At 54.5% G+C, this 20790-nt stretch carries 21 protein-coding genes; 14 read left to right on the forward strand and 7 right to left on the reverse strand.

What is annotated here, in order from left to right; genetic code table 11:
* Positions 1-3: 3 nt before the first annotated feature.
* The 6 genes from rng to csrD form a co-directional block, all read right to left on the reverse strand.
* On the reverse strand, positions 4-1473 hold the full coding sequence (rng, locus tag V1572_RS00510; protein ID WP_008502847.1) for a ribonuclease G: 1470 nt from the start codon (positions 1471-1473) through the stop codon (positions 4-6).
* Positions 1463-2056 carry a Maf family protein gene (locus V1572_RS00515; protein WP_045910135.1) on the reverse strand — a complete coding sequence of 198 codons (594 nt, stop codon included), beginning with the start codon at positions 2054-2056 and terminating at the stop codon, positions 1463-1465. The genes rng and V1572_RS00515 overlap by 11 nt, the downstream gene beginning before the upstream one ends.
* A 9-nt stretch (positions 2057-2065) precedes the next feature.
* On the reverse strand, positions 2066-2554 hold the full coding sequence (gene mreD, locus V1572_RS00520; protein ID WP_023309399.1) for a rod shape-determining protein MreD: 489 nt from the start codon (positions 2552-2554) through the stop codon (positions 2066-2068).
* Positions 2554-3570, reverse strand: coding sequence for a rod shape-determining protein MreC (gene mreC, locus V1572_RS00525; RefSeq protein WP_032650442.1), 1017 nt, complete (start codon positions 3568-3570; stop codon positions 2554-2556). Before mreC ends, mreD begins: the two co-directional genes overlap by 1 nt.
* A 62-nt stretch (positions 3571-3632) precedes the next feature.
* A complete protein-coding gene (gene mreB, locus V1572_RS00530; RefSeq protein WP_000913396.1) occupies positions 3633-4676 on the reverse strand; it encodes a rod shape-determining protein MreB in 1044 nt (347 codons plus the stop codon).
* Between the two features lie 281 nt (positions 4677-4957).
* The gene (csrD, locus tag V1572_RS00535; RefSeq protein ID WP_045910136.1) at positions 4958-6898 is read right to left on the reverse strand and encodes an RNase E specificity factor CsrD; all 1941 of its coding nucleotides are present in this window, start codon (positions 6896-6898) and stop codon (positions 4958-4960) included.
* Positions 6899-7080: 182 nt separating this feature from the next.
* On the opposite strand from csrD, the gene V1572_RS00540 reads away from it, so the two are divergent.
* The 14 genes from V1572_RS00540 to V1572_RS00605 all read left to right on the forward strand — a co-directional run bounded on the left by V1572_RS00540 (position 7081) and on the right by V1572_RS00605 (position 20000).
* Complete coding sequence (locus V1572_RS00540) at positions 7081-8055, forward strand: MDR family oxidoreductase (RefSeq protein ID WP_048028798.1); 975 nt, start codon at positions 7081-7083, stop codon at positions 8053-8055.
* 77 nt (positions 8056-8132) lie between these two features.
* Positions 8133-9134, forward strand: coding sequence for a protein-methionine-sulfoxide reductase catalytic subunit MsrP (msrP, locus tag V1572_RS00545; RefSeq protein WP_048028796.1), 1002 nt, complete (start codon positions 8133-8135; stop codon positions 9132-9134).
* A complete protein-coding gene (gene msrQ / locus V1572_RS00550) occupies positions 9135-9734 on the forward strand; it encodes a protein-methionine-sulfoxide reductase heme-binding subunit MsrQ (RefSeq protein WP_024906321.1) in 600 nt (199 codons plus the stop codon).
* 234 nt (positions 9735-9968) lie between these two features.
* Entirely contained in the window at positions 9969-10421 is a 453-nt protein-coding gene (gene aroQ, locus V1572_RS00555) for a type II 3-dehydroquinate dehydratase (protein WP_024906320.1), read from the forward strand.
* A 21-nt stretch (positions 10422-10442) separates the two neighbouring features.
* Positions 10443-10907 (forward strand): acetyl-CoA carboxylase biotin carboxyl carrier protein, encoded by a 465-nt coding sequence (gene accB / locus V1572_RS00560; protein ID WP_013098992.1) that lies wholly within the window; start codon positions 10443-10445, stop codon positions 10905-10907.
* Between the two features lie 10 nt (positions 10908-10917).
* A complete protein-coding gene (gene accC, locus V1572_RS00565) occupies positions 10918-12267 on the forward strand; it encodes an acetyl-CoA carboxylase biotin carboxylase subunit (RefSeq protein WP_024906319.1) in 1350 nt (449 codons plus the stop codon).
* Positions 12268-12375: 108 nt separating this feature from the next.
* Positions 12376-12618 (forward strand): YhdT family protein, encoded by a 243-nt coding sequence (locus tag V1572_RS00570; protein ID WP_262751517.1) that lies wholly within the window; start codon positions 12376-12378, stop codon positions 12616-12618.
* On the forward strand, positions 12608-14059 hold the full coding sequence (gene panF / locus V1572_RS00575) for a sodium/pantothenate symporter (protein WP_032650448.1): 1452 nt from the start codon (positions 12608-12610) through the stop codon (positions 14057-14059). Before V1572_RS00570 ends, panF begins: the two co-directional genes overlap by 11 nt.
* A gap of 11 nt (positions 14060-14070) precedes the next feature.
* Complete coding sequence (prmA, locus tag V1572_RS00580; RefSeq protein ID WP_045910140.1) at positions 14071-14952, forward strand: 50S ribosomal protein L11 methyltransferase; 882 nt, start codon at positions 14071-14073, stop codon at positions 14950-14952.
* 128 nt (positions 14953-15080) lie between these two features.
* On the forward strand, positions 15081-15821 hold the full coding sequence (locus V1572_RS00585; RefSeq protein WP_045910141.1) for a carbonic anhydrase: 741 nt from the start codon (positions 15081-15083) through the stop codon (positions 15819-15821).
* Between the two features lie 330 nt (positions 15822-16151).
* Positions 16152-17117, forward strand: a complete 966-nt coding sequence (dusB, locus tag V1572_RS00590; protein ID WP_048225171.1) for a tRNA dihydrouridine synthase DusB — start codon at positions 16152-16154, stop codon at positions 17115-17117.
* A 23-nt stretch (positions 17118-17140) separates the two neighbouring features.
* On the forward strand, positions 17141-17437 hold the full coding sequence (gene fis / locus V1572_RS00595; RefSeq protein WP_000462905.1) for a DNA-binding transcriptional regulator Fis: 297 nt from the start codon (positions 17141-17143) through the stop codon (positions 17435-17437).
* Positions 17438-17614: 177 nt separating this feature from the next.
* Positions 17615-17779, forward strand: coding sequence for a DUF2556 family protein (locus V1572_RS00600; protein ID WP_008502862.1), 165 nt, complete (start codon positions 17615-17617; stop codon positions 17777-17779).
* A 139-nt stretch (positions 17780-17918) separates the two neighbouring features.
* Positions 17919-20000: a putative bifunctional diguanylate cyclase/phosphodiesterase gene (locus V1572_RS00605; RefSeq protein ID WP_045910142.1), complete on the forward strand. Its 2082-nt coding sequence runs from the start codon at positions 17919-17921 to the stop codon at positions 19998-20000.
* On the opposite strand, the gene envR is transcribed toward V1572_RS00605, so the two are convergent.
* Entirely contained in the window at positions 19916-20635 is a 720-nt protein-coding gene (gene envR, locus V1572_RS00610) for an acrEF/envCD operon transcriptional regulator (protein WP_262781345.1), read from the reverse strand. The two genes, V1572_RS00605 and envR, sit on opposite strands and share 85 nt — an antisense overlap.
* Positions 20636-20790: the final 155 nt, after the last annotated feature.

Here is a 20790-nt window from a genome sequence, read left to right on the forward strand (position 1 = left end):
CGCTTACATCATCACGACGTCAAACTGCTCCTGGTTATAGAGCGGTTCAATTTGTACTTTTACCTGTTTGCCGACAAAGATTTCCACTTCCGCCAGCGCGTGTGACTCTTCGCCTTTCAGCGCTTCAGCCACCGCAGGGGAAGCATAGACCAGAAAACGGTCGGAGTCGTAGGCATGATGCACACGCACAATTTCACGCATGATCTCGTAACAGACGGTCTCAACCGTCTTTACCGTTCCGCGTCCATGGCAGGTTGGGCATTCATTACACAGCACATGCTCCACGCTCTCGCGGGTACGCTTACGCGTCATTTCCACCAGCCCCAGCTGTGAGAAGCCGTTGATGCTGGTTTTCACACGATCTTTACTCAGGGCCTGCTCAAGCGAGTGCAGCACGCGGCGACGATGGTCTTCATTACTCATATCGATGAAGTCGATGATGATAATGCCGCCCAGATTGCGCAGACGAAGCTGGCGCGCAATCGCCTGCGTGGCTTCGATGTTGGTGTTGAAAATGGTGTCATCCAGGTTGCGATGGCCGACGAACGCACCGGTGTTGATATCGACGGTGGTCATCGCTTCGGTCTGATCGATGATCAAATAGCCGCCGGACTTCAGCTCAACCTTACGCTCCAGAGCACGCTGGATCTCGTTTTCGACATCATAGAGATCGAAGATCGGCTGACGCCCGGTGTAGTGCTCCAGCAGGCCTGGCATCTCCGGGATATATTCGGCGGTAAACTCCAGCAACGCTTCATACGTCAGGCGAGAGTCCACGCGGATGCGGTCGAGCTGCGCGTCGGCAAAGTCACGAAGAACGCGCTGCGCCAGCGCCAGCTCACCATAGAGCTGATAGCGGGTCTGGTTGCGTTTTTTACGCTCCATCACTTTTGTCCAGACGCGCTTCAGGTAAGCCGCATCCGACGCCAGGTCTTCCTCGCTAATCCCCTCCGCGGCGGTACGGATGATAAATCCGCCCTGTTCATCGCAGTAGGCGCTGACCACTTTTTTCAGACGCTCGCGCTCGCTTTCGCTCTCAATACGCTGTGAGACGCCCACGTGCGACGCGCCGGGCATAAAGACCAGATAGCGGGAAGGTAAGGTGATATCGGTGGTCAGACGGGCGCCTTTGGTGCCGAGGGGATCTTTCACCACCTGCACCATCAGATCCTGTCCCTGACGCACCAGCTCAGAAATGTCGCGCACGGCAAACTGCTTTTGCTCTTCGCCCGCGACGCACTCGGTGTGCGGCATGATATCGGAGGCATGTAAAAATGCCGCCTTATCGAGTCCAATATCTACAAAAGCCGCCTGCATACCCGGTAGTACACGACTGACACGACCTTTGTAGATATTGCCTACTATTCCGCGCCGCGCTTCACGCTCAATATGAATTTCCTGAAGAATGCCACCATCAATATAGGCCACACGGGTTTCCGATGGCGTTACGTTTACCAACAATTCAGCCGTCATAATTATCCCTTCCCTCACGCAGTGAGTTAAAATTGCTCAGCAACTCATACGTTTCCACCAGCGGTAAGCCGACTACGGCGTGATAGCTGCCATGAATCTTCCTGACAAAACAGCCACCCAGCCCCTGAATACCGTATGCACCTGCTTTATCCATCGGTTCACCGCTGGCAATATAAGCGGCGATGTCGTCGTCGGTAAGTACTCTGAAGGTCACTTCCGTCACCACCAGGCAGTCCAGCACGTGCTGGCGATCGGCCAACGCGACGGCCGTCATCACCTGATGCGTTTGTCCGGACAGCTTGCGCAGCATGCGCGCTGCATGATCGGCGTCGTGCGGTTTCTCCAGCACTTCACCGTTCAGGATAACGATGGTATCTGCCCCCAGCACAGGGAGATCGCGTGGCACACTGGCCACGCCCGCCTGCGCTTTCTCCCGCGCCAGACGTGACACGTACTGTTGAGCACTTTCACCCTCAGCACGTTTTTCTTCAATGCCGGTCACGATGCGTTCAAAAGAGACCCCTAGCTGCGTCAGGAGTTCCTGACGGCGCGGGGAGCCGGAAGCGAGATACAAAGACGTCATAGAAACCTTTTATTGCACAGCAAACTGCTGGCGAACCTTACGCATCAGCAGGAACAGCCATGGCCAGAGCACACCGTTTACTACACTACTCCAGAACACTTCCGGTCGGAAAGAGACGTTGATCACTAAAAACTCTGCCCAGAAAACAACGATATCCGCAGCGAGCGACAACAACATCACAACCAGGGCCTGTTGCCAGAGCGCAAGGTTACGGAAGAGCTGGAATTTGAGTGCGACGAGGTACGCAATAATGCTCATGGACAAGGCGCGTACGCCAAGCGTTGAGCCGCTAATGAGATCCAGTATGGCACCCATCACAAAACCTGTGCCGACATTTACGCGATGCGGCAGGGCAAGGATCCAGTAGAGCAAAATGAGCAATACCCAGTTTGGCCGGAAAACGAGAATGTCATCCGGCCAGGGCATCACTTGCAGCAACAATGCAATGAGAAACGAGAGCCAGATGACCCAGCGTCCCTGGCTACGATAGCTTGCCACTACTGCCCTCCCGAAGAGAGTTTAGGCGGTGGCGGCGCATCCGGCAGCGGCTGCGTTAACCCGGTTGCCGGCGCCGGGACTGGCGCAGGCGGCCCCATGGAGTCCGCAGGCGGGAGAACCTGCGGCATCATCTGCATCAGACGTTCATTTGCCACACGATGCACCTCTTCAGGCGTCATCGGGTTAGCCCCGTTACGATCGGCGCCCCACAGCAGCAGCAGATAGCGCAGACGCTGCAAACCGGCGGTTGGACGCGCCTGAATCACGGTATAGGCACGCTGCGTATCCAGCTTCACCGAAGAGACCACCGCAACCGGATAGCCTTCAGGGAAGCGGCCACCCAGACCGGAGGTCACCAGCACGTCGCCCACGCGGATATCCGTGTTGGCTGGCAGGTGTTCCAGCTGCAGGTCATCCGTACAGCCGTTCCCGGCCGCAATCACGCGGATGTCGTTGCGCAGCACCTGGATCGGCAGCGCATGCGTGGCATCACAAATCAGCAGCACGCGGCTGGTCAGTTTGGCCACGGCAACCACCTGGCCCACGACGCCTTTATCACTGATAACAGGCTGACCTTCATACACCCCGTTCACGCTCCCTTTGTCGATCACAACCTGATCACTGTAAGGGTCGTTCACGGTGGAGATCACCTGAGTGACCATTTTCTGCTCATCCTGACGCAGCGGCGAGCCGAGCAGTTCACGCAGACGCGCATTTTCCTGCTTGTATTGCCCCAGCATCAGCAGTTCGCTGTTTTTCAGCAACAGTTCCTGACGTAATGCCCGGTTTTCGAGTTCGAGTTGGTCACGTGAAGACAGCGTTTGAGAAACGGAGTCGAGCAGTTCACGGGGACCATTGGATATAAAGTAGAAAGGACTGACGGCGGTATCCATGTACGTTCGGATCTGGCTGAACGTACCGAGGCGGCTATCGGCAATAATGACCCCAAGCGCAACCAGAACCGCCAGAATGAGGCGAAACTGTAGCGATGGGCCACGGCTAAAAATTGGCTTCATAGGCTATGCGTATTCTCGCGTCAGAGAGAAAGGGTAGCAAATTGCTACCCTCTCAAACTCGACTACTCTTCGCTGAACAAATCGCCGCCGTGCATGTCGATCATTTCCAGCGCCTTGCCACCACCACGGGCGACGCAAGTCAGTGGATCTTCTGCAACTACGACAGGAATACCTGTCTCTTCCATTAACAGGCGGTCGAGGTTACGCAGCAGCGCACCACCACCGGTCAGAACCATACCGCGCTCGGAGATATCGGACGCCAGCTCTGGTGGGCACTGTTCCAGCGCGACCATTACCGCGCTCACGATACCCGTCAGTGGTTCCTGCAGTGCTTCCAGAATTTCGTTGGAGTTCAGGGTGAAACCGCGTGGCACACCTTCAGCCAGGTTACGGCCACGCACTTCGATCTCACGCACCTCATCGCCCGGATACGCAGAGCCGATTTCGTGTTTGATACGCTCTGCGGTGGCTTCACCGATCAGAGAGCCGTAGTTACGGCGTACATAATTAATGATGGCTTCGTCGAAGCGGTCACCACCGATACGTACGGAAGAGGAGTATACCACGCCATTCAGAGAGATAACGGCCACTTCAGTGGTACCACCACCGATATCCACCACCATGGAACCGGTCGCTTCAGACACAGGCAGACCTGCACCGATTGCCGCCGCCATTGGTTCTTCAATCAGGAACACTTCACGCGCACCAGCCCCCTGGGCAGATTCACGAATTGCGCGACGCTCTACCTGGGTTGCGCCAACCGGCACACACACCAGAACACGCGGGCTTGGACGCATGAAGCTGTTGCTGTGAACCTGCTTGATGAAGTGCTGAAGCATTTTTTCAGTCACGAAGAAGTCGGCGATAACGCCGTCTTTCATTGGGCGAATAGCGGCGATGTTGCCAGGGGTACGACCCAGCATCTGCTTCGCGTCATGACCCACAGCGGCCACGCTTTTCGGCGAGCCTGCACGATCCTGACGAATGGCCACAACGGAAGGCTCATTCAATACGATGCCTTGTCCTTTTACATAAATAAGGGTATTCGCAGTACCCAGGTCAATGGACAGGTCATTGGAAAACATGCCACGAAATTTTTTCAACATACTAAGGGATAATCCTGAAAGCTGGGGCGGAAAACAAAATCCGCTTACTTTACCAACCACACGCAGCAGCGACAAGGCGCAAAAATCATCTGCAACGGTGAAAATTTGTGCAGTACGTTTCCTGATGTTACAAAATCATCCCCTGACTCCCTCAGGGCTGAGTAAACAGTAGCGTTCCCCACTGACGTTTGTAACCCGTTAAGGTCGTTCACTGGCTTTTTGCTCGACATACTCAAAGCTACAGGCGCGATATTCTACGTGAAAACAGCGTAAACGGCAGGTCAAACAGAGTATCTTTGCAAATATTTTTTCACGTTGGTGTCAAGCGGTTGAGAGGCAGCAAAAAAATCCCCCTGACCACCCATGACACCGCGCTCTGTTAACATCTGCCATTCCCCTCTGGAGCGCACGCCCGTAGCAAATACTTGTGTTCGCGTTCCCTTGCATGCTTCTACCAGACTCTGTACCAGCAGCTGGTTTTCCGTACGCTTCTCAATATTCCTTACCAGCCCTGGATGTAGCTTTAATAACTCCACATCCAGCGCCTTAATCCAGTCGGTACTGACCAGCGTTAAACCTGCCTGCGTCACCGCGACACGCGCACCGAGCGCATTGATCAAACGTACCACCGGACGTAACCGGCTGATGTGTTGACCTACATCGGCCTCAGCAAGTTCAAAAATAATGTGTTTGCGTTGCGATTTTTCGCATTGCATTAATGTATCACGTAGCCAGCGCTGAAAACGTGGGCGTATTAACGACTCCACGGTGACCTGCAGCGCCAGGCTCTCTTCCGGCCAGAAAGATAAAAACGGAATTAACCGGGTAATTTGCTGGCGGTCATACTCCTCGGACAGACCAAATTGCAGGACCATCGGCAGATATTCCGCCGAGATAACCTCTTCCGAACCGTCAAAAATACGGCACATCAGTTCACGGTGGTGAACGTTGCCGTTTTTCATGACCGCGGGTTTTTGATAAATACGCGGTCCGCCGCGGCTCAGCATTTGCTCAATCAGCGTTCGCCAGCGCACGTTGCCGCGCCCTTTTTCCGGCAGGGAGTCATCATACACCGCCCATCCGTTCGCGCCCTGCAACACGGCGTTGCGGGTGGCCGCTTCCGCATGTTCCATCACCTGTTCTGTCGATTGCCCGCCACGCCAGGCGCAGATCCCCATGTGGACCATATCGTCCCTGTCGAGCATTTTGCTCTGCGGCAGCGCATCCACCGCCTTCAGCAGCTGGCTGGCGATGCTTTCCGACTCTTTCAGCGTTCGGTGCGGCAGCAACACGGCAAAGTCGCTGCGGTGATAGCGGGCCAGCAGCGCACCGGGGTAGCGCATAATAAAGGTGGAGAGCAGGTTGATCAGCGTAAAGAGATTTTCTTCCGCGGCCCGCTGTCCCCAGGTATCGCGCAGGAGATCAAAGTCAGGCAGGCGAATCATCATCACCACCCCGTGCGTCCCCACTTTTTCCGAATCGTCGAGCAGCGTGGCGAGTTGATTATCAAAGAAGAGGCGGTTGTTCAGGCCAGTTTTATTATCCTGGGCGGCATAGGAGCGGATCAGCGAATCCATACGGCTGCGCTGGTCGCTGGCAAACTGGATTTCCGAGAGCAGCGTATCCAGCGCACTGCTGGCGCGTGACGGCCATTCGTGAACGGAACCACGCACCTGCGGGCCGCGCTCACCGTTAAGGATCCGCACGGAGCGCATCTCCAGCAGCTCCTGTCCGGAGAGCTGGCGGCGCAGCCAGCGGACCGCGAGAAAGATCAGCAGGACGATAAACGCCACCGCCACGGTGAGCGGCGCGGTGGTCATCATCGAACGGAAATAGCTGGCCATCGGATCGAGGTAGACCATGTGGATGGTCATCCCCGGATTTTTCAGGGAATGCACCGTCACTTCCCGGTACTGGCTCACCACGCCCGCAGGCCGATAACCTCCCGGCCGTTCATGGCTTAACACACGATGCTTTCCCTGCTGAATGTCGATTTGAACAATATCAACAGGTACCATCAACTCATCGAGCTCACGGGTGAGCGCCGGTAGCGGCGTCGTCAGCAGACGCGTATCAATCACCGACGCGACGGACTGCACCCGGTTGACCAGTTTGTCCTGAATGGCGTTGTAAAAGCTCAGAGAGCAGCCCAGAAGGGTGACAAAAATGGTAAGCCCCGTCAGCAAAGTGATAAAAGCTGAGAATTTCGTCGTTAATCGCATCCTTGAGATTACTCCGTGGGTTGATGGGGTAGCGAGTAAGCGCTAACTTGCATTTCGAATGCGGCATACTACCAAATCGGGTGTATCTGGCAATTTATTGCGTTAAATCGGCACTGCGTTTCCCTGAGCGAGTATAGTCTTCAGAAATTATTTTCCAATCATATGAGTCGAGAGGACCCCGTATGCAGGCTTTGATCTTAGAACAGCAGGACGGCAAAACGCTTGCCTCAGTGCAGGCGGTAGAAGAGAGTCGCCTGCCGGAAGGCGAAGTAACCGTCGACATCGACTGGTCTAGTTTAAATTATAAAGATGCGCTGGCGATTACCGGTAAGGGTAAAATCATCCGAAATTTCCCTATGGTGCCAGGTATTGATTTCGCGGGCCGGGTTCATACCAGCGAGGATCCGCGCTTCCACCCGGGCCAGCAGGTGCTGCTCACCGGCTGGGGCGTAGGTGAAAATCACTGGGGCGGGCTGGCCACGCAGGCGCGCGTGAAGGGCGACTGGCTGGTGCCGATGCCGAAAGGCATGGATGGCCGCAAAGCGATGATCGTCGGTACGGCAGGCTTTACCGCGATGCTGTGCGTAATGGCGCTGGAAGAGGCGGGTATCCGCCCTGAATCGGGCGAAATTGTCGTCACCGGTGCCAGCGGGGGCGTGGGGAGCACGGCAGTGACGTTACTGCACAAACTGGGCTATCAGGTCGCGGCGGTTTCCGGTCGTGAAAGCACCCACGATTACCTGCGCCAGCTCGGTGCAAACCGCATTCTCAGCCGTGACGAATTCGCTGAAACCCGTCCGCTGGAAAAACAGGTCTGGGCAGGCGCGGTAGATACCGTCGGTGATAAGGTGCTGGCAAAAGTCCTGGCGCAGATGAACTACGGCGGCTGCGTGGCTGCCTGCGGACTGGCGGGCGGATTTGCCCTGCCCACCACCGTGATGCCATTTATTTTGCGTAACGTCCGCCTGCAGGGTGTGGATTCCGTGATGACCCCAGCGGCTCGCCGTACGCAGGCATGGGAACGTCTGGTACGCGACCTGCCGGAATCCTTCTACACCCGGAGCGCCACGGAGATTACGCTCAGCCAGGCACCGGACTATGCCAGTAAGATCATGGACAACCAGTTCCACGGTCGCGCGCTGGTGAAAATCGCCTAATCTTCAAATTTTCGTGACATATTCGCGCGAATCCCTCTCCTCCGTCATGCTTAGGAAAACGCATGACGGAGGATGCCATGAAAAACCGAAAACTGACGGAAGCCGACGTAACGTCTGAGTCTGTCTTTATGTTACAGCGCCGCCAGATCCTGAAAATGCTTGGCATCAGCGCCACCGCGCTCTCGCTCTCGCCGGCAGCACACGCCGACCTGCTCGACTGGTTTAAAGGCAACGATCGGCCGAAGGCCCCTTCCGGCGCCCCGCTCACCTTTACGAAACCCGCCCAATGGCAGAACAAACTCGCGCTTACGCCAGAAGATAAAGTCACCGGCTACAACAACTTCTACGAATTTGGTCTCGACAAGGCCGATCCTGCCGCCAACGCCGGTAGCCTCAAAACCGATCCGTGGACGCTGAAGATTGAGGGCGAAGTGGCGAAACCTCTGACGCTGGATCATCACGATCTGACCACCCGTTTCCCGCTCGAAGAGCGTATCTACCGTATGCGCTGTGTGGAAGCCTGGTCGATGGTGGTGCCCTGGATTGGCTTCCCGCTGCATAAATTACTGGCGATGGTTGAGCCCACCAGCAACGCAAAATATGTCGCCTTCCAGACGCGCTATGCGCCGGACGAGATGCCTGGACAAAAAGACCGGTTTATTGGCGGCGGGCTTGAGTATCCGTATGTGGAAGGGTTACGCCTCGATGAGGCGATGCACCCGCTTACCCTGCTGACCGTCGGCGTGTACGGCAAGGCGCTTCCGCCGCAGAACGGTGCCCCCATTCGTTTAACCGTACCGTGGAAATACGGTTTCAAAGGAATTAAGTCCATCGTCAGCATTAAGCTCACCCGCGAGCGCCCGCCTACCACCTGGAATCTGGCGGCCCCGGACGAATACGGTTTCTTCGCCAACGTGAACCCGCATGTGGATCACCCGCGCTGGTCGCAGGCGACCGAGCGGTTTATCGGTTCCGGCGGTGCGCTGGACGTGAAGCGTCAGCCCACGCTGCTGTTTAACGGTTATGCGGATGAAGTGGCCTCGCTGTACCGTGGCCTCAATTTACGGGAGAACTTCTGAGTGCGTTTAACGGCAAAACAGATTACCTGGCTGAAAGTGCTTCTGCATCTGGCCGGGCTGCTTCCTTTTATATGGCTGTTCTGGGCCGCCAGCCAGGGGCTCTTTAGCGCCGACCCGGCCAAGGATATCCAGCATTTTACCGGTCGGATGGCTCTGAAATTTTTGCTGGCCACCTTGCTCGTCTCGCCGCTGGCGCGCTACGCTAAACAGCCACTGTTGATACGCACCCGTCGGCTGTTAGGGCTATGGTGTTTTGCCTGGGCGACGCTGCATCTCACCAGCTATGCCCTGCTGGAGCTGGGAATTAACAATCTGGCACTGCTTGGCCGCGAACTGGTGACACGCCCTTATCTGACGCTGGGTATTGTGAGCTGGGTGATTTTACTGGCGTTAGCGCTGACCTCCACGCAATATGCACAGCGAAAACTGGGCAGGCGCTGGCAGCTGCTGCACAACTTCGTCTATCTTGTCGCGATCCTCGCTCCCATTCATTACCTGTGGTCGGTGAAGATCCTCTCCCCGCAGCCGGTCCTGTACGCACTGGCCGCCGTGGCGCTTTTAGCATGGCGTTACAAGAAGTTCCGCCAGTGGTTGCGATAGTGCGCGAAACTGTGCGTTTTCCCGCATATTCCCCGTCAACCGCAAATCTTTTTCGGATAGCGGTTGATAATCTTCCCTGATAAGACCAGTATTTAGCTGCTAAATGCTACGAAATCGTTATAATGTGCGACCTTGGTTCGCCTGACAGCGGTTTTAAGCCTCTGAAAAGGTGACATTTGCGTTTCGAAGGTATATTTTGTTTTTTACCCGAAAATCGCAGGAGATAGCGGCATAATGACTGATAAGTTCCATATCTTAGTTTTGAACGGACCGAACCTGAACATGCTCGGAACCCGTGAGCCAGAGAAGTACGGCACGCTGACATTGAGTGAAATTGTTAACCGTCTGGGAACGGAAGCAGCGTCACTGAATGTGGATTTGGATCATTTTCAGTCGAATGCGGAGTACGCAATCATCGACCGTATTCATCAGGCTAAAGACAATGTGGACTATATCCTGATCAATCCGGCCGCGTTTACGCACACCAGTGTTGCTATCCGCGACGCACTGCTCGCGGTGAGTATCCCGTTTATCGAGATCCACCTGAGTAACGTGCACGCCCGAGAGCCGTTCCGCCACCATTCGTATCTGTCAGATATCGCTGCTGGCGTTATCTGTGGACTGGGCGCTGACGGCTATTCATACGCTTTACAGACAGCGGTAAAACGCTTGTCACAATCACACTAAACAAGAGTACGGAACCCACTCATGGATATTCGTAAGATTAAAAAACTGATCGAGCTGGTTGAAGAATCAGGCATCTCCGAACTGGAAATTTCTGAAGGCGAAGAGTCTGTACGCATCAGCCGTGCAGCCCCAGCCGCTAGCTTCCCGGTAATGCAGCAGGCTTATGCTGCGCCAGTGCAGCAGCCTGCGCTCTCCGCAGCCGTTGCGCCAGCAGCAACTGAAGCCGCACCTGCCGCTGCAGCAGAAATCAGTGGTCACATCGTACGTTCCCCAATGGTTGGTACTTTCTACCGCACCCCGAGCCCGGACGCGAAGGCGTTCATCGAAGTGGGTCAGAAAGTCAACGTAGGCGATACCCTGTGCATCGTTGAAGCGATGAAAATGATGAACCAGATCGAAGCAGACAAATCAGGTACTGTGAAAGCGATTCTGGTCGAAAGTGGTCAGCCGGTTGAATTTGACGAGCCGCTGGTCGTCATCGAGTAACGAGGCGAACATGCTGGATAAAATTGTTATCGCCAACCGCGGCGAGATTGCTCTGCGTATTCTTCGTGCCTGTAAAGAACTGGGCATCAAGACCGTCGCGGTGCACTCAAGCGCGGATCGCGATTTAAAACACGTATTGCTGGCGGATGAGACGGTCTGTATTGGCCCGGCTCCGTCCGTAAAAAGCTATCTGAACATCCCGGCTATCATCAGCGCCGCTGAAATCACCGGCGCGGTGGCAATTCATCCGGGTTACGGCTTCCTCTCTGAGAACGCCAACTTTGCTGAGCAGGTTGAACGCTCTGGCTTCATCTTCATCGGTCCGAAAGCCGACACTATCCGCCTGATGGGCGACAAAGTGTCTGCAATCACCGCGATGAAAAAAGCCGGTGTGCCAACCGTACCAGGCTCTGACGGCCCTCTGACCGACGACATGGATGCTAACCGTGCTCATGCTAAACGCATTGGCTACCCGGTTATCATCAAGGCGTCCGGCGGCGGCGGCGGTCGCGGTATGCGCGTTGTGCGTAGCGATGCCGACCTGGCGCAGTCCATCTCCATGACCAAAGCTGAAGCGAAAGCCGCTTTCAGCAATGACATGGTATACATGGAAAAATATCTGGAAAACCCACGCCACATCGAAATTCAGGTGCTGGCTGACGGTCAGGGTAACGCGATCTATCTGGCAGAACGTGACTGCTCCATGCAGCGTCGTCACCAGAAAGTGGTCGAAGAAGCGCCAGCACCGGGTATTACCCCGGAACTGCGTCGCTACATCGGCGAGCGTTGCGCCAAAGCGTGTGTCGATATCGGCTATCGCGGGGCGGGTACCTTTGAGTTCCTGTTCGAAAACGGCGAGTTCTATTTCATCGAAATGAACACCCGTATTCAGGTTGAACACCCGGTTACCGAAATGATCACCGGCGTTGACCTGATCAAAGAACAGCTGCGTATCGCTGCAGGCCAGCCGCTCTCCATCAAGCAGGAAGAAGTTGTGGTGAAAGGCCATGCGATCGAGTGTCGTATCAATGCCGAAGACCCGAACACCTTCCTGCCAAGCCCAGGTAAAATCACGCGTTTCCACGCGCCGGGTGGTTTTGGTGTGCGTTGGGAGTCTCATATCTACGCCGGTTACACCGTACCGCCGTACTATGACTCAATGATCGGCAAGCTCATCTGCTACGGCGAAAACCGTGACGTGGCAATTGCCCGCATGAAGAACGCCCTGCAGGAGCTGATCATCGACGGTATCAAAACCAACGTTGATCTGCAGATGCGTATCATGAGCGACGAGCACTTCCAGAATGGTGGAACCAACATCCACTATCTCGAGAAGAAACTCGGTCTTAACGAGAAGTAAGACTGCGCGCGCACGAAAAGGCCGGATTATCCGGCCTTTTTTATTTCTGGGGCCTGGAAAGCCTCATCATGTACAATCCCCGCTTTCTTCATCCACAAGGGACAAAAAATGGACAAACGTTTTGTTCAGGCCCATAAAGAAGCGCGCTGGGCGCTGTGGCTGACCCTTCTCTATCTCGCCGCATGGTTAGTAACTGCTTACTTACCGAGCTCAGCCTCCGGTATCACCGGCCTGCCGCACTGGTTTGAAATGGCGTGTCTGCTGGTACCGTTGATTTTCATTTTGCTCAGCTGGCTAATGGTGCGCTTTATCTTCCGCGATTTCCCGCTGGAGGATCGTGATGCAAACTGAAATCATCACCGTACTGGTTGTCTATTTGATCGTGGTTTTTGGCCTCTCTTTCTATGCCATGCGCAAACGCAGTACCGGATCGTTCCTGAGCGAATATTTCCTCGGCAGCCGTTCGATGGGCGGGTTTGTGCTGGCGATGACGTTGACCGCCACGTACGTGAGCGCCAGTTCGTTCATTGGCGGGCCGGGCGCGGCGTATAAATACGGGCTGGGCTGGGTACTGCTGGCCATGATCCAGGTGCCCACGATCTGGCTGTCACTGGGTATTCTGGGCAAAAAATTTGCCATACTCGCTCGCCGCTATAACGCCATTACGCTAAACGATATGCTGCAGGCGCGTTATCAGAGCCGCGCGGTGGTCTGGATTGCCAGTATCAGCCTGATTGTCGCCTTCGTCGGCGCCATTGCCGTTCAGTTTATTGGCGGCGCGCGCCTGCTGGAAACGGCTGCGGGTATTAAGTACGAGACCGGGCTGCTCATCTTCGGGATCACGATTGCGCTGTACACCGCGTTTGGCGGCTTCCGCGCCAGCGTGCTGAACGATACCATGCAGGGCATGGTGATGCTGATAGGCACCCTTGTGCTGCTGGTCGGCGTCATCTACGCGGCCGGTGGATTACACAATGCGGTGCAAACGCTGGAGCAGATCGATCCTAAACTGGTCAGCCCTCATGGTGCTGATGATATCCTGACGCCCGCGTTTATGACCTCCTTCTGGGTGCTGGTCTGCTTCGGGGTTATCGGTCTGCCGCATACCGCCGTGCGCTGTATCTCCTATAAAGACAGCAAAGCCGTTCATCGGGGAATTGTGATTGGTACCGTCGTTGTCGCGCTGCTGATGCTGGGTATGCATCTGGCGGGCGCGCTGGGACGGGCCGTATTACCTCACCTGACCGTGCCGGATCAGGTGATCCCTACGCTGATGGTGCAGGTTCTTCCCCCGTGGGCCGCAGGTTTGTTCCTTGCCGCACCAATGGCGGCCATCATGTCTAACGTTAACGCGCACCTGCTGCAGGCTTCCGCCACTATCATCAAAGATCTGTGGCTCAGCGCGCGTCCGGCTAAAATGCATAATGAGCAAAAGCTGAAACGCATCTCGACCTGGACCACGCTGGTGCTCGGCATTCTGATGATGTTAGCCGCATGGCGCCCGCCGGAGATGATCATCTGGCTGAACCTGCTGGCGTTTGGTGGGCTTGAAGCGGTATTCCTGTGGCCGCTGGTGTTAGGGCTCTACTGGGAGCGTGCAAACGCGGCGGGCGCGCTGAGCGGCATGATTGTCGGCGGTGTGCTGTACGCCGTCCTCGCAACGTTTAAGATTCAGTACCTGGGCTTCCATCCGATTGTGCCTTCGTTACTGCTAAGTTTACTGGCGTTTGTGGTGGGGAACCGTTTTGGTCAGCCCGTCCCACAGCCCGCTATGATTTCTACTGATAAATAAAGAGTTTTGCCATGCCGTGGATCCAACTAAAACTGAACACAACCGGCGCTAACGCCGAGGAACTGAGCGATGCGCTGATGGAGGCCGGCTCGGTCTCTATCACCTTCCAGGACACGCATGACACGCCGGTCTTTGAGCCTCTGCCGGGCGAAACACGCCTGTGGGGCGATACCGACGTTATCGGCCTGTTTGATGCTGAAACCGACATGAAAGAGGTCGTCGCGATTCTGGAAAACCACCCTCTGCTGGGCGCTGGGTTTGCGCACAAAATCGAACAGCTGGAAGACAAAGACTGGGAACGCGAGTGGATGGATAATTTCCACCCGATGCAGTTCGGCAAACGCCTGTGGATCTGCCCGAGCTGGCGCGAGGTTCCTGATGAAAACGCGGTTAACGTCATGCTCGATCCGGGTCTGGCGTTTGGTACCGGCACCCATCCCACGACGTCCCTGTGCCTGCAGTGGCTGGATGGTCTCGATCTGGACGGTAAGACGGTGATCGACTTCGGCTGTGGATCCGGGATCCTCGCGATTGCCGCCCTGAAACTGGGTGCAGCTAAAGCCATCGGGATCGATATCGATCCGCAGGCCATTCAGGCCAGCCGCGACAACGCCGAGCGTAACGGCGTTTCCGATCGTCTGGAGCTGTATCTGCCGGATGCGCAGCCAGAAGCCATGAAAGCCGACGTGGTGGTCGCAAACATTCTGGCAGGCCCACTGCGTGAGCTGGCCCCGTTAATCAGCGTGCTGCCCGTTGAGGGCGGTCTGCTGGGGCTTTCGGGTATCCTGGCAAGCCAGGCGGACAGCGTGTGCGACGCCTACGCCGATCTTTTCACTCTCGACCCGGTGGTGGAGAAAGAAGAGTGGTGTCGTATTACCGGTCGTAAAAAATAAGCATTTGGCGTGGTCATCTGACCACGCCTTTCTCCCACTGATAATCCTCTCTCCCTCTGCCATTCTTCGGTAAAATAACCACACAAATCATGTTGATTTGTATTATAAAAATTCACCGGAAGAATATGATGAAACACATTACAGGCAAGGCAGCGCTGCTGGCGCTGAGCATGGTTTCGGCTTCAGCATTTGCGTCACACTGGAGCTACGAAGGGGAAGGTTCACCGGAACATTGGGGCGAACTGGACGAGGCCTACAAGACCTGTCAAAGCGGGATGAACCAGTCTCCGATTAATATTGATTCAACCGCTAACGCCCATCTCTCCCCGCTTAAAACGCACTACATTGATGGCCCAGTGGGGCTGACAAACAATGGCCATACCATCCAGGCCAGCGAAAAGGCAGATACCCGCAACACGATAACCCTGGACAAGCAAACCTGGACGCTACAGCAGTTCCACTTCCATGCGCCGAGCGAAAACACCGTGCACGGCAAAAAGTACGCGATGGAGATGCATCTGGTACATAAAAACAGCGCGGGTGAGCTGGCCGTGGTGGCCGTCATGTTTGATAAAGGTGCTGCCAATCCGGAGCTGGAAAAGCTGTGGAGCGTGATGCCGCAGCAGGCTGAACAGAACGTAACCCTTGAGAAGGATCTCAACCTGAACAAACTGCTGCCAAAGGTGAAAACCTACTGGCGCTTTAGTGGCTCGTTGACCACGCCACCGTGTTCTGAAGGGGTCACCTGGATCGTGCTCAAACAGCCGTTAACCGTCTCAGCAGAACAGCTTGAGAAATTTACTCATACCATGCATCACGATAATAACCGTCCGGTACAGTCTCTGCATGGGCGTGTTGTGGTCGAATAACGCCCATCCTGAGCCTTAAGATCATGTTCTAAAATGCGACGCAGATCGCAAAGAAGAGGGAAAATCTGCTGCTAAAAACAGCAGATTATCCCGCTGAGGTAAGCCGTTTATTCAGAAATGATGAGAAGTTACGGGAAATTGTAAGCGCCCATAAAATAGCCATTCCCACATAACATAATGATTTAAATAGTGAATAATTCTTAACGGAAAGATTGAGCGGCGATTCCTTGATCTACAACAGTGGATTGTTCAAAGTTTGGCCTTTCATCTCGTGCAAAAAATGCGTAATATACGCCGCCTTGCAGTCACAGTATGGTCATTTCTTAACTCATGCGCATCGGACACCACCAGCTTAGAAATCGCCTGATCGCAGCCCCTATGGCAGGTATTACCGACCGGCCGTTCAGGACGCTGTGCTATGAGATGGGAGCCGGTTTAACCGTATCCGAGATGATGTCGTCTAACCCGCAGGTTTGGGAAAGCGATAAATCCCGCCTTCGGATGGTGCACATTGATGAACCGGGTATTCGCACCGTGCAAATTGCCGGAAGCGTGCCTGAAGAGATGGCAGATGCCGCGCGTATCAACGTGGAAAGTGGTGCCCAGATTATTGATATCAATATGGGGTGCCCGGCCAAAAAAGTGAATCGCAAGCTTGCAGGTTCAGCCCTTCTGCAATACCCCGACCAGGTGAAAGCTATCCTGACGGCGGTTGTCAGCGCAGTGGACGTTCCTGTTACGTTAAAGATTCGCACGGGTTGGTCGCCGGAACACCGTAACTGTGTAGAGATTGCCCAACTGGCCGAAGACTGTGGCATTCAGGCCCTGACCATTCATGGACGCACGCGCGCCTGTTTGTTCAACGGTGAAGCTGAATACGACAGCATTCGGGCAGTTAAGCAGAAAGTTTCCATTCCGATTATCGCGAATGGCGACATAACTGACCCGCTTAAAGCCAGAGCTGTGCTCGACTATACGGGAGCTGATGCTCTGATGATAGGACGTGCCGCTCAGGGAAGACCCTGGATCTTTCGGGAAATCCAGCATTATCTGGACACTGGAGAGCTGCTTACTCCACTGCCTCTGGCAGAGGTTAAGCGCTTGCTTTGTTCGCATGTTCGGGAACTGCATGACCACTACGGTCAGGCGAAAGGGTACCGAATTGCGCGTAAACACGTTTCCTGGTATCTCCAGGAGCACGCTCCAGATGACCAGTTTCGGCGCACATTCAACGCCATAGAGGATGCCAGCGAACAGCTGGAGGCGTTGGAGGCATACTTCGAAAATCTTGCGTAATGAAATAAAGAGCTGACAGAACTATGTTCGAACAACGCGTAAATTCTGACGTACTGACCGTTTCTACCGTTAACTCTCAGGACCAGGTAACTCAAAAGCCCCTGCGTGACTCGGTTAAACAGGCACTGAAGAACTATTTTGCTCAACTGAACGGTCAGGATGTTAATGACCTGTATGAGCTGGTACTGGCTGAAGTTGAACAGCCACTGTTGGACATGGTGATGCAATACACCCGCGGTAACCAAACCCGCGCTGCGCTGATGATGGGTATCAACCGTGGTACTCTGCGTAAGAAACTGAAAAAATACGGCATGAACTGATACTAATCAGTTAAATGCTTGTTTAAAAAGGCGCTCTTCGGCATGGGGAAGCGCCTTTTTTATTTCCTGCTTCAGTCCGTCAACGCTTTGTAAACCTTCGCTTATCCCGCTTTAAAACCGCTGCTTTTGGTGTATATTTCCCCCACTCTACTGGCGCTCTTCTCGCGGAATGACACAATGATTCGTAAATACTGGTGGCTGGTTGTCTTTGCAATCTCCGTTCTGATTTTCGATGCACTCCTGATGCAGTGGATTGAACTGATGAGCACCGAAACCGATAAGTGTCGCAATATGAACTCCGTGAATCCCCTGAAACTCGTGAACTGCTCAGAGCTCGACTAATCGCCTGATTGCGCAAATCTCCCCGTTATTACCCACTAAAAACGGGGATTTAAATCCCTTTGAGCCATTACCCGACGGTGATAATGTCTCGCCCTTCTCAACCGCTCTAGCGTAACCTCACACTCGAGTAGAACCGTCCATGCTGGTCAGCCAATACAACCATATCCTTGTTGTCCTCTCCTTTGTTGTCGCCATTCTTGCCGCATATACCGCACTGAATATGGCGGCACGTGTCGCCGGGAGTCAGGGCGTCGCTGCCCGCGTCTGGCTGGCTGGTGGCGGTATTGCAATGGGCATAGGCGTGTGGGCCATGCATTTTATCGGCATGCTGGCGATGGACCTCTCCATGAGCATGAGCTACAACGCCACCCTGACGGTGTTATCGATGGTCATCGCCGTGGGTTCGTCACTGTTTGCACTCTGGCTCGTTAGCTGCGATCGGTTACGCTTGCGCCGTCTGCTGCCCGGTGCGCTGGTGATGGGAAGCGGTATTGTTGCCATGCATTACACCGGCATGGCTGCGCTGGAGGTGATGCCCGGGATTATCTGGGACAAGGTCTGGGTGGCCATTTCGGTCGCCATTGCGCTTGCCGCTTCACTCGCTGCATTATGGCTGACCTTCCGCCTGCGTCATGATGCCGCTCAGGTCGTGCTGATGCGCACGGGTGCCGCCATCACCATGGGCATTGCCATTGCCGGGATGCACTACGCCGGGATGAAAGCCGCACAGTTTCCGATGTCCACAATGGTTCACCATGAGGGTATCAACGGGAGCTGGCTGGCGGTGCTGGTTAGCGTCGTCGCGCTCTCTATTCTTGGGATTACCCTGCTGGTATCGATGCTGGATGCCCGCCTTCAGGCACGTACCGCCCTTCTGGCCTCGTCACTTGCAGAAGCTAACCGGGAACTCGCACAACTGGCCCTGCACGATACCCTGACGCGTCTGCCCAACCGTATCCTGCTGGAAGATCGACTCGATCAGGCCATCAGCAAAGCCGATCGTGAAGGGACCCATTTCGCCCTGATGTTCATGGATCTCGACGGTTTTAAAGCCATCAATGACGCTTACGGCCATGATGTCGGTGACAAGCTGCTGATTGCCGTTACGGAGCGTCTGCTGCATCTCCTGAAGGGCCAGTTCACCCTGGCACGTATCGGCGGTGATGAATTTGTTCTGCTGGCCGAGGGAGAAGGCCCGGACGATGCGGCATCGCTGGCGAATTCGCTGGTACGCGCGATCGATAGCCCGTTCAACCTCGACCACTATGAACTGGTGGTGACCCTCAGCATTGGGATCGCGCTGTATCCTCACGACGGTAAAACCGAACGTGAGCTCATGTTTAACGCCGACGCGGCGATGTACCATACCAAGCACATGGGCCGGAACGGTTACCACTTTTTCCAGCCCTCGATGAATACACTGGCGCAGACCCATCTTCAGTTGATGAACGATCTGTGGATGGCGATCGATCGCAATGAGCTACGCCTGCTGTACCAGCCAAAATTTCACGCTCCCGCCGGCCCTATCCTTGGATTTGAGGCGTTATTGCGCTGGCAGCATCCTAAGCAGGGATTACTGACCCCGGATCTTTTCCTGCCGCTGGCGGAGAAAACGGGGCTGATTATCCCTATCGGCAACTGGGTAATTAATGAAGCCTGTCGCCAGCTGCGTGAATGGCATCTTCAGGGACATCAAAGCTGGTCAATGGCGGTAAACCTGTCGACGCTGCAGTTTGAACAGCCTTCGCTAGTCAACACGGTTCTCAACTGCCTGGCACTTCATCATGTGCCACCAGAAATGTTGATCCTGGAAGTGACGGAAACCACGGCAATGAGCAACCCGGATGAAAGTGTACGGGTGCTGACAGAGCTGACGGAAGCGGGCGTAAAGGCCTCCATTGATGATTTTGGTACCGGATATTCGAGCCTGCTGTACCTCAAGCGCTTACCGGCCTGTGAATTGAAAATCGACAGGGCGTTCGTGAAAGAGCTAAGCGGGGAAAGCGAGGATGCCACCATTGTCTCAGCGATTGTGGCCCTCGCCAAAACACTCAACCTGAAAGTCGTGGCTGAAGGTGTAGAAACCGAAGCACAGCAAGCCTTTTTAACTGAGCTAGGTTGCAACACTCTTCAGGGTTATCTGTTAGGTAAACCCGTCAGCGCACAAACCATTGAGGCACTTTGCGCGCGAGGGGAAATGTTACCTGGCGCTGAGCTGTAAGCATCAACATGAGGCGATACACGAATGACAGGCAGTGTCGCCAGAATGCTATCGACCAGGGCGGGAGCCTGCTGAAAAAGATTGAAACTGTCGTTATTCATTAACCAGTTTTTAATGATTCCGCTAAAAAAACCGTGGAATACGATCAGGGTCAGATCAACATTTACCTTTGGCGAAATGATGTTACGTGAAATACAGGCCTCCAGCGTGGCACGCAGCGTGTCATAATTGAATCCAATCCGTTTTCTTATCTCACTCTCAGAAATCATATCACTGCTAAATTCACATTTGTGATACAGAATTTGTAAAAGGGCACATTGTCGGGGCTCACGCGCAATATACTGCAGCGCAGTAATAAATTGCTCACGAAGTATTAACAATGGATCATCACCTTCGGAAAGGGAAAGCCGGTCGCGAATAATGTCGCGAAGCGGTAATTGCTGCTCCCAGATGGCATTAAATATTTCGGCTTTACTGGTGAAGTGCCAGTAAATGGCACCGCGCGTAACCTTTGCGGCATCCGCGATGTCCGTCAGCGTCGTGTTGGCTACGCCACGCGTCGCAAACTGCCCGATAGCCGCCTCAATCAGCTGCTGCCGGGTTTGTTGAGCTTCTTCTTTCTTTTTACGCGCCATAGACAACTACTCGCTACTCACAAGATTTATACGTAACACAGGGGTCAGGAGAAAGAAAGTATTCACCAAATTCCGTTTTAATTTTGCACAAAAAAAGTCAATCTTCTTAATTTATAGCTTAGCTAAATACATATTTAAGTTTAAATTCACAACAT

Origin of the sequence: Enterobacter quasiroggenkampii, from assembly GCF_043972695.1 — a bacterium.
Classification (GTDB): Bacteria; Pseudomonadota; Gammaproteobacteria; order Enterobacterales; family Enterobacteriaceae; genus Enterobacter; species Enterobacter quasiroggenkampii.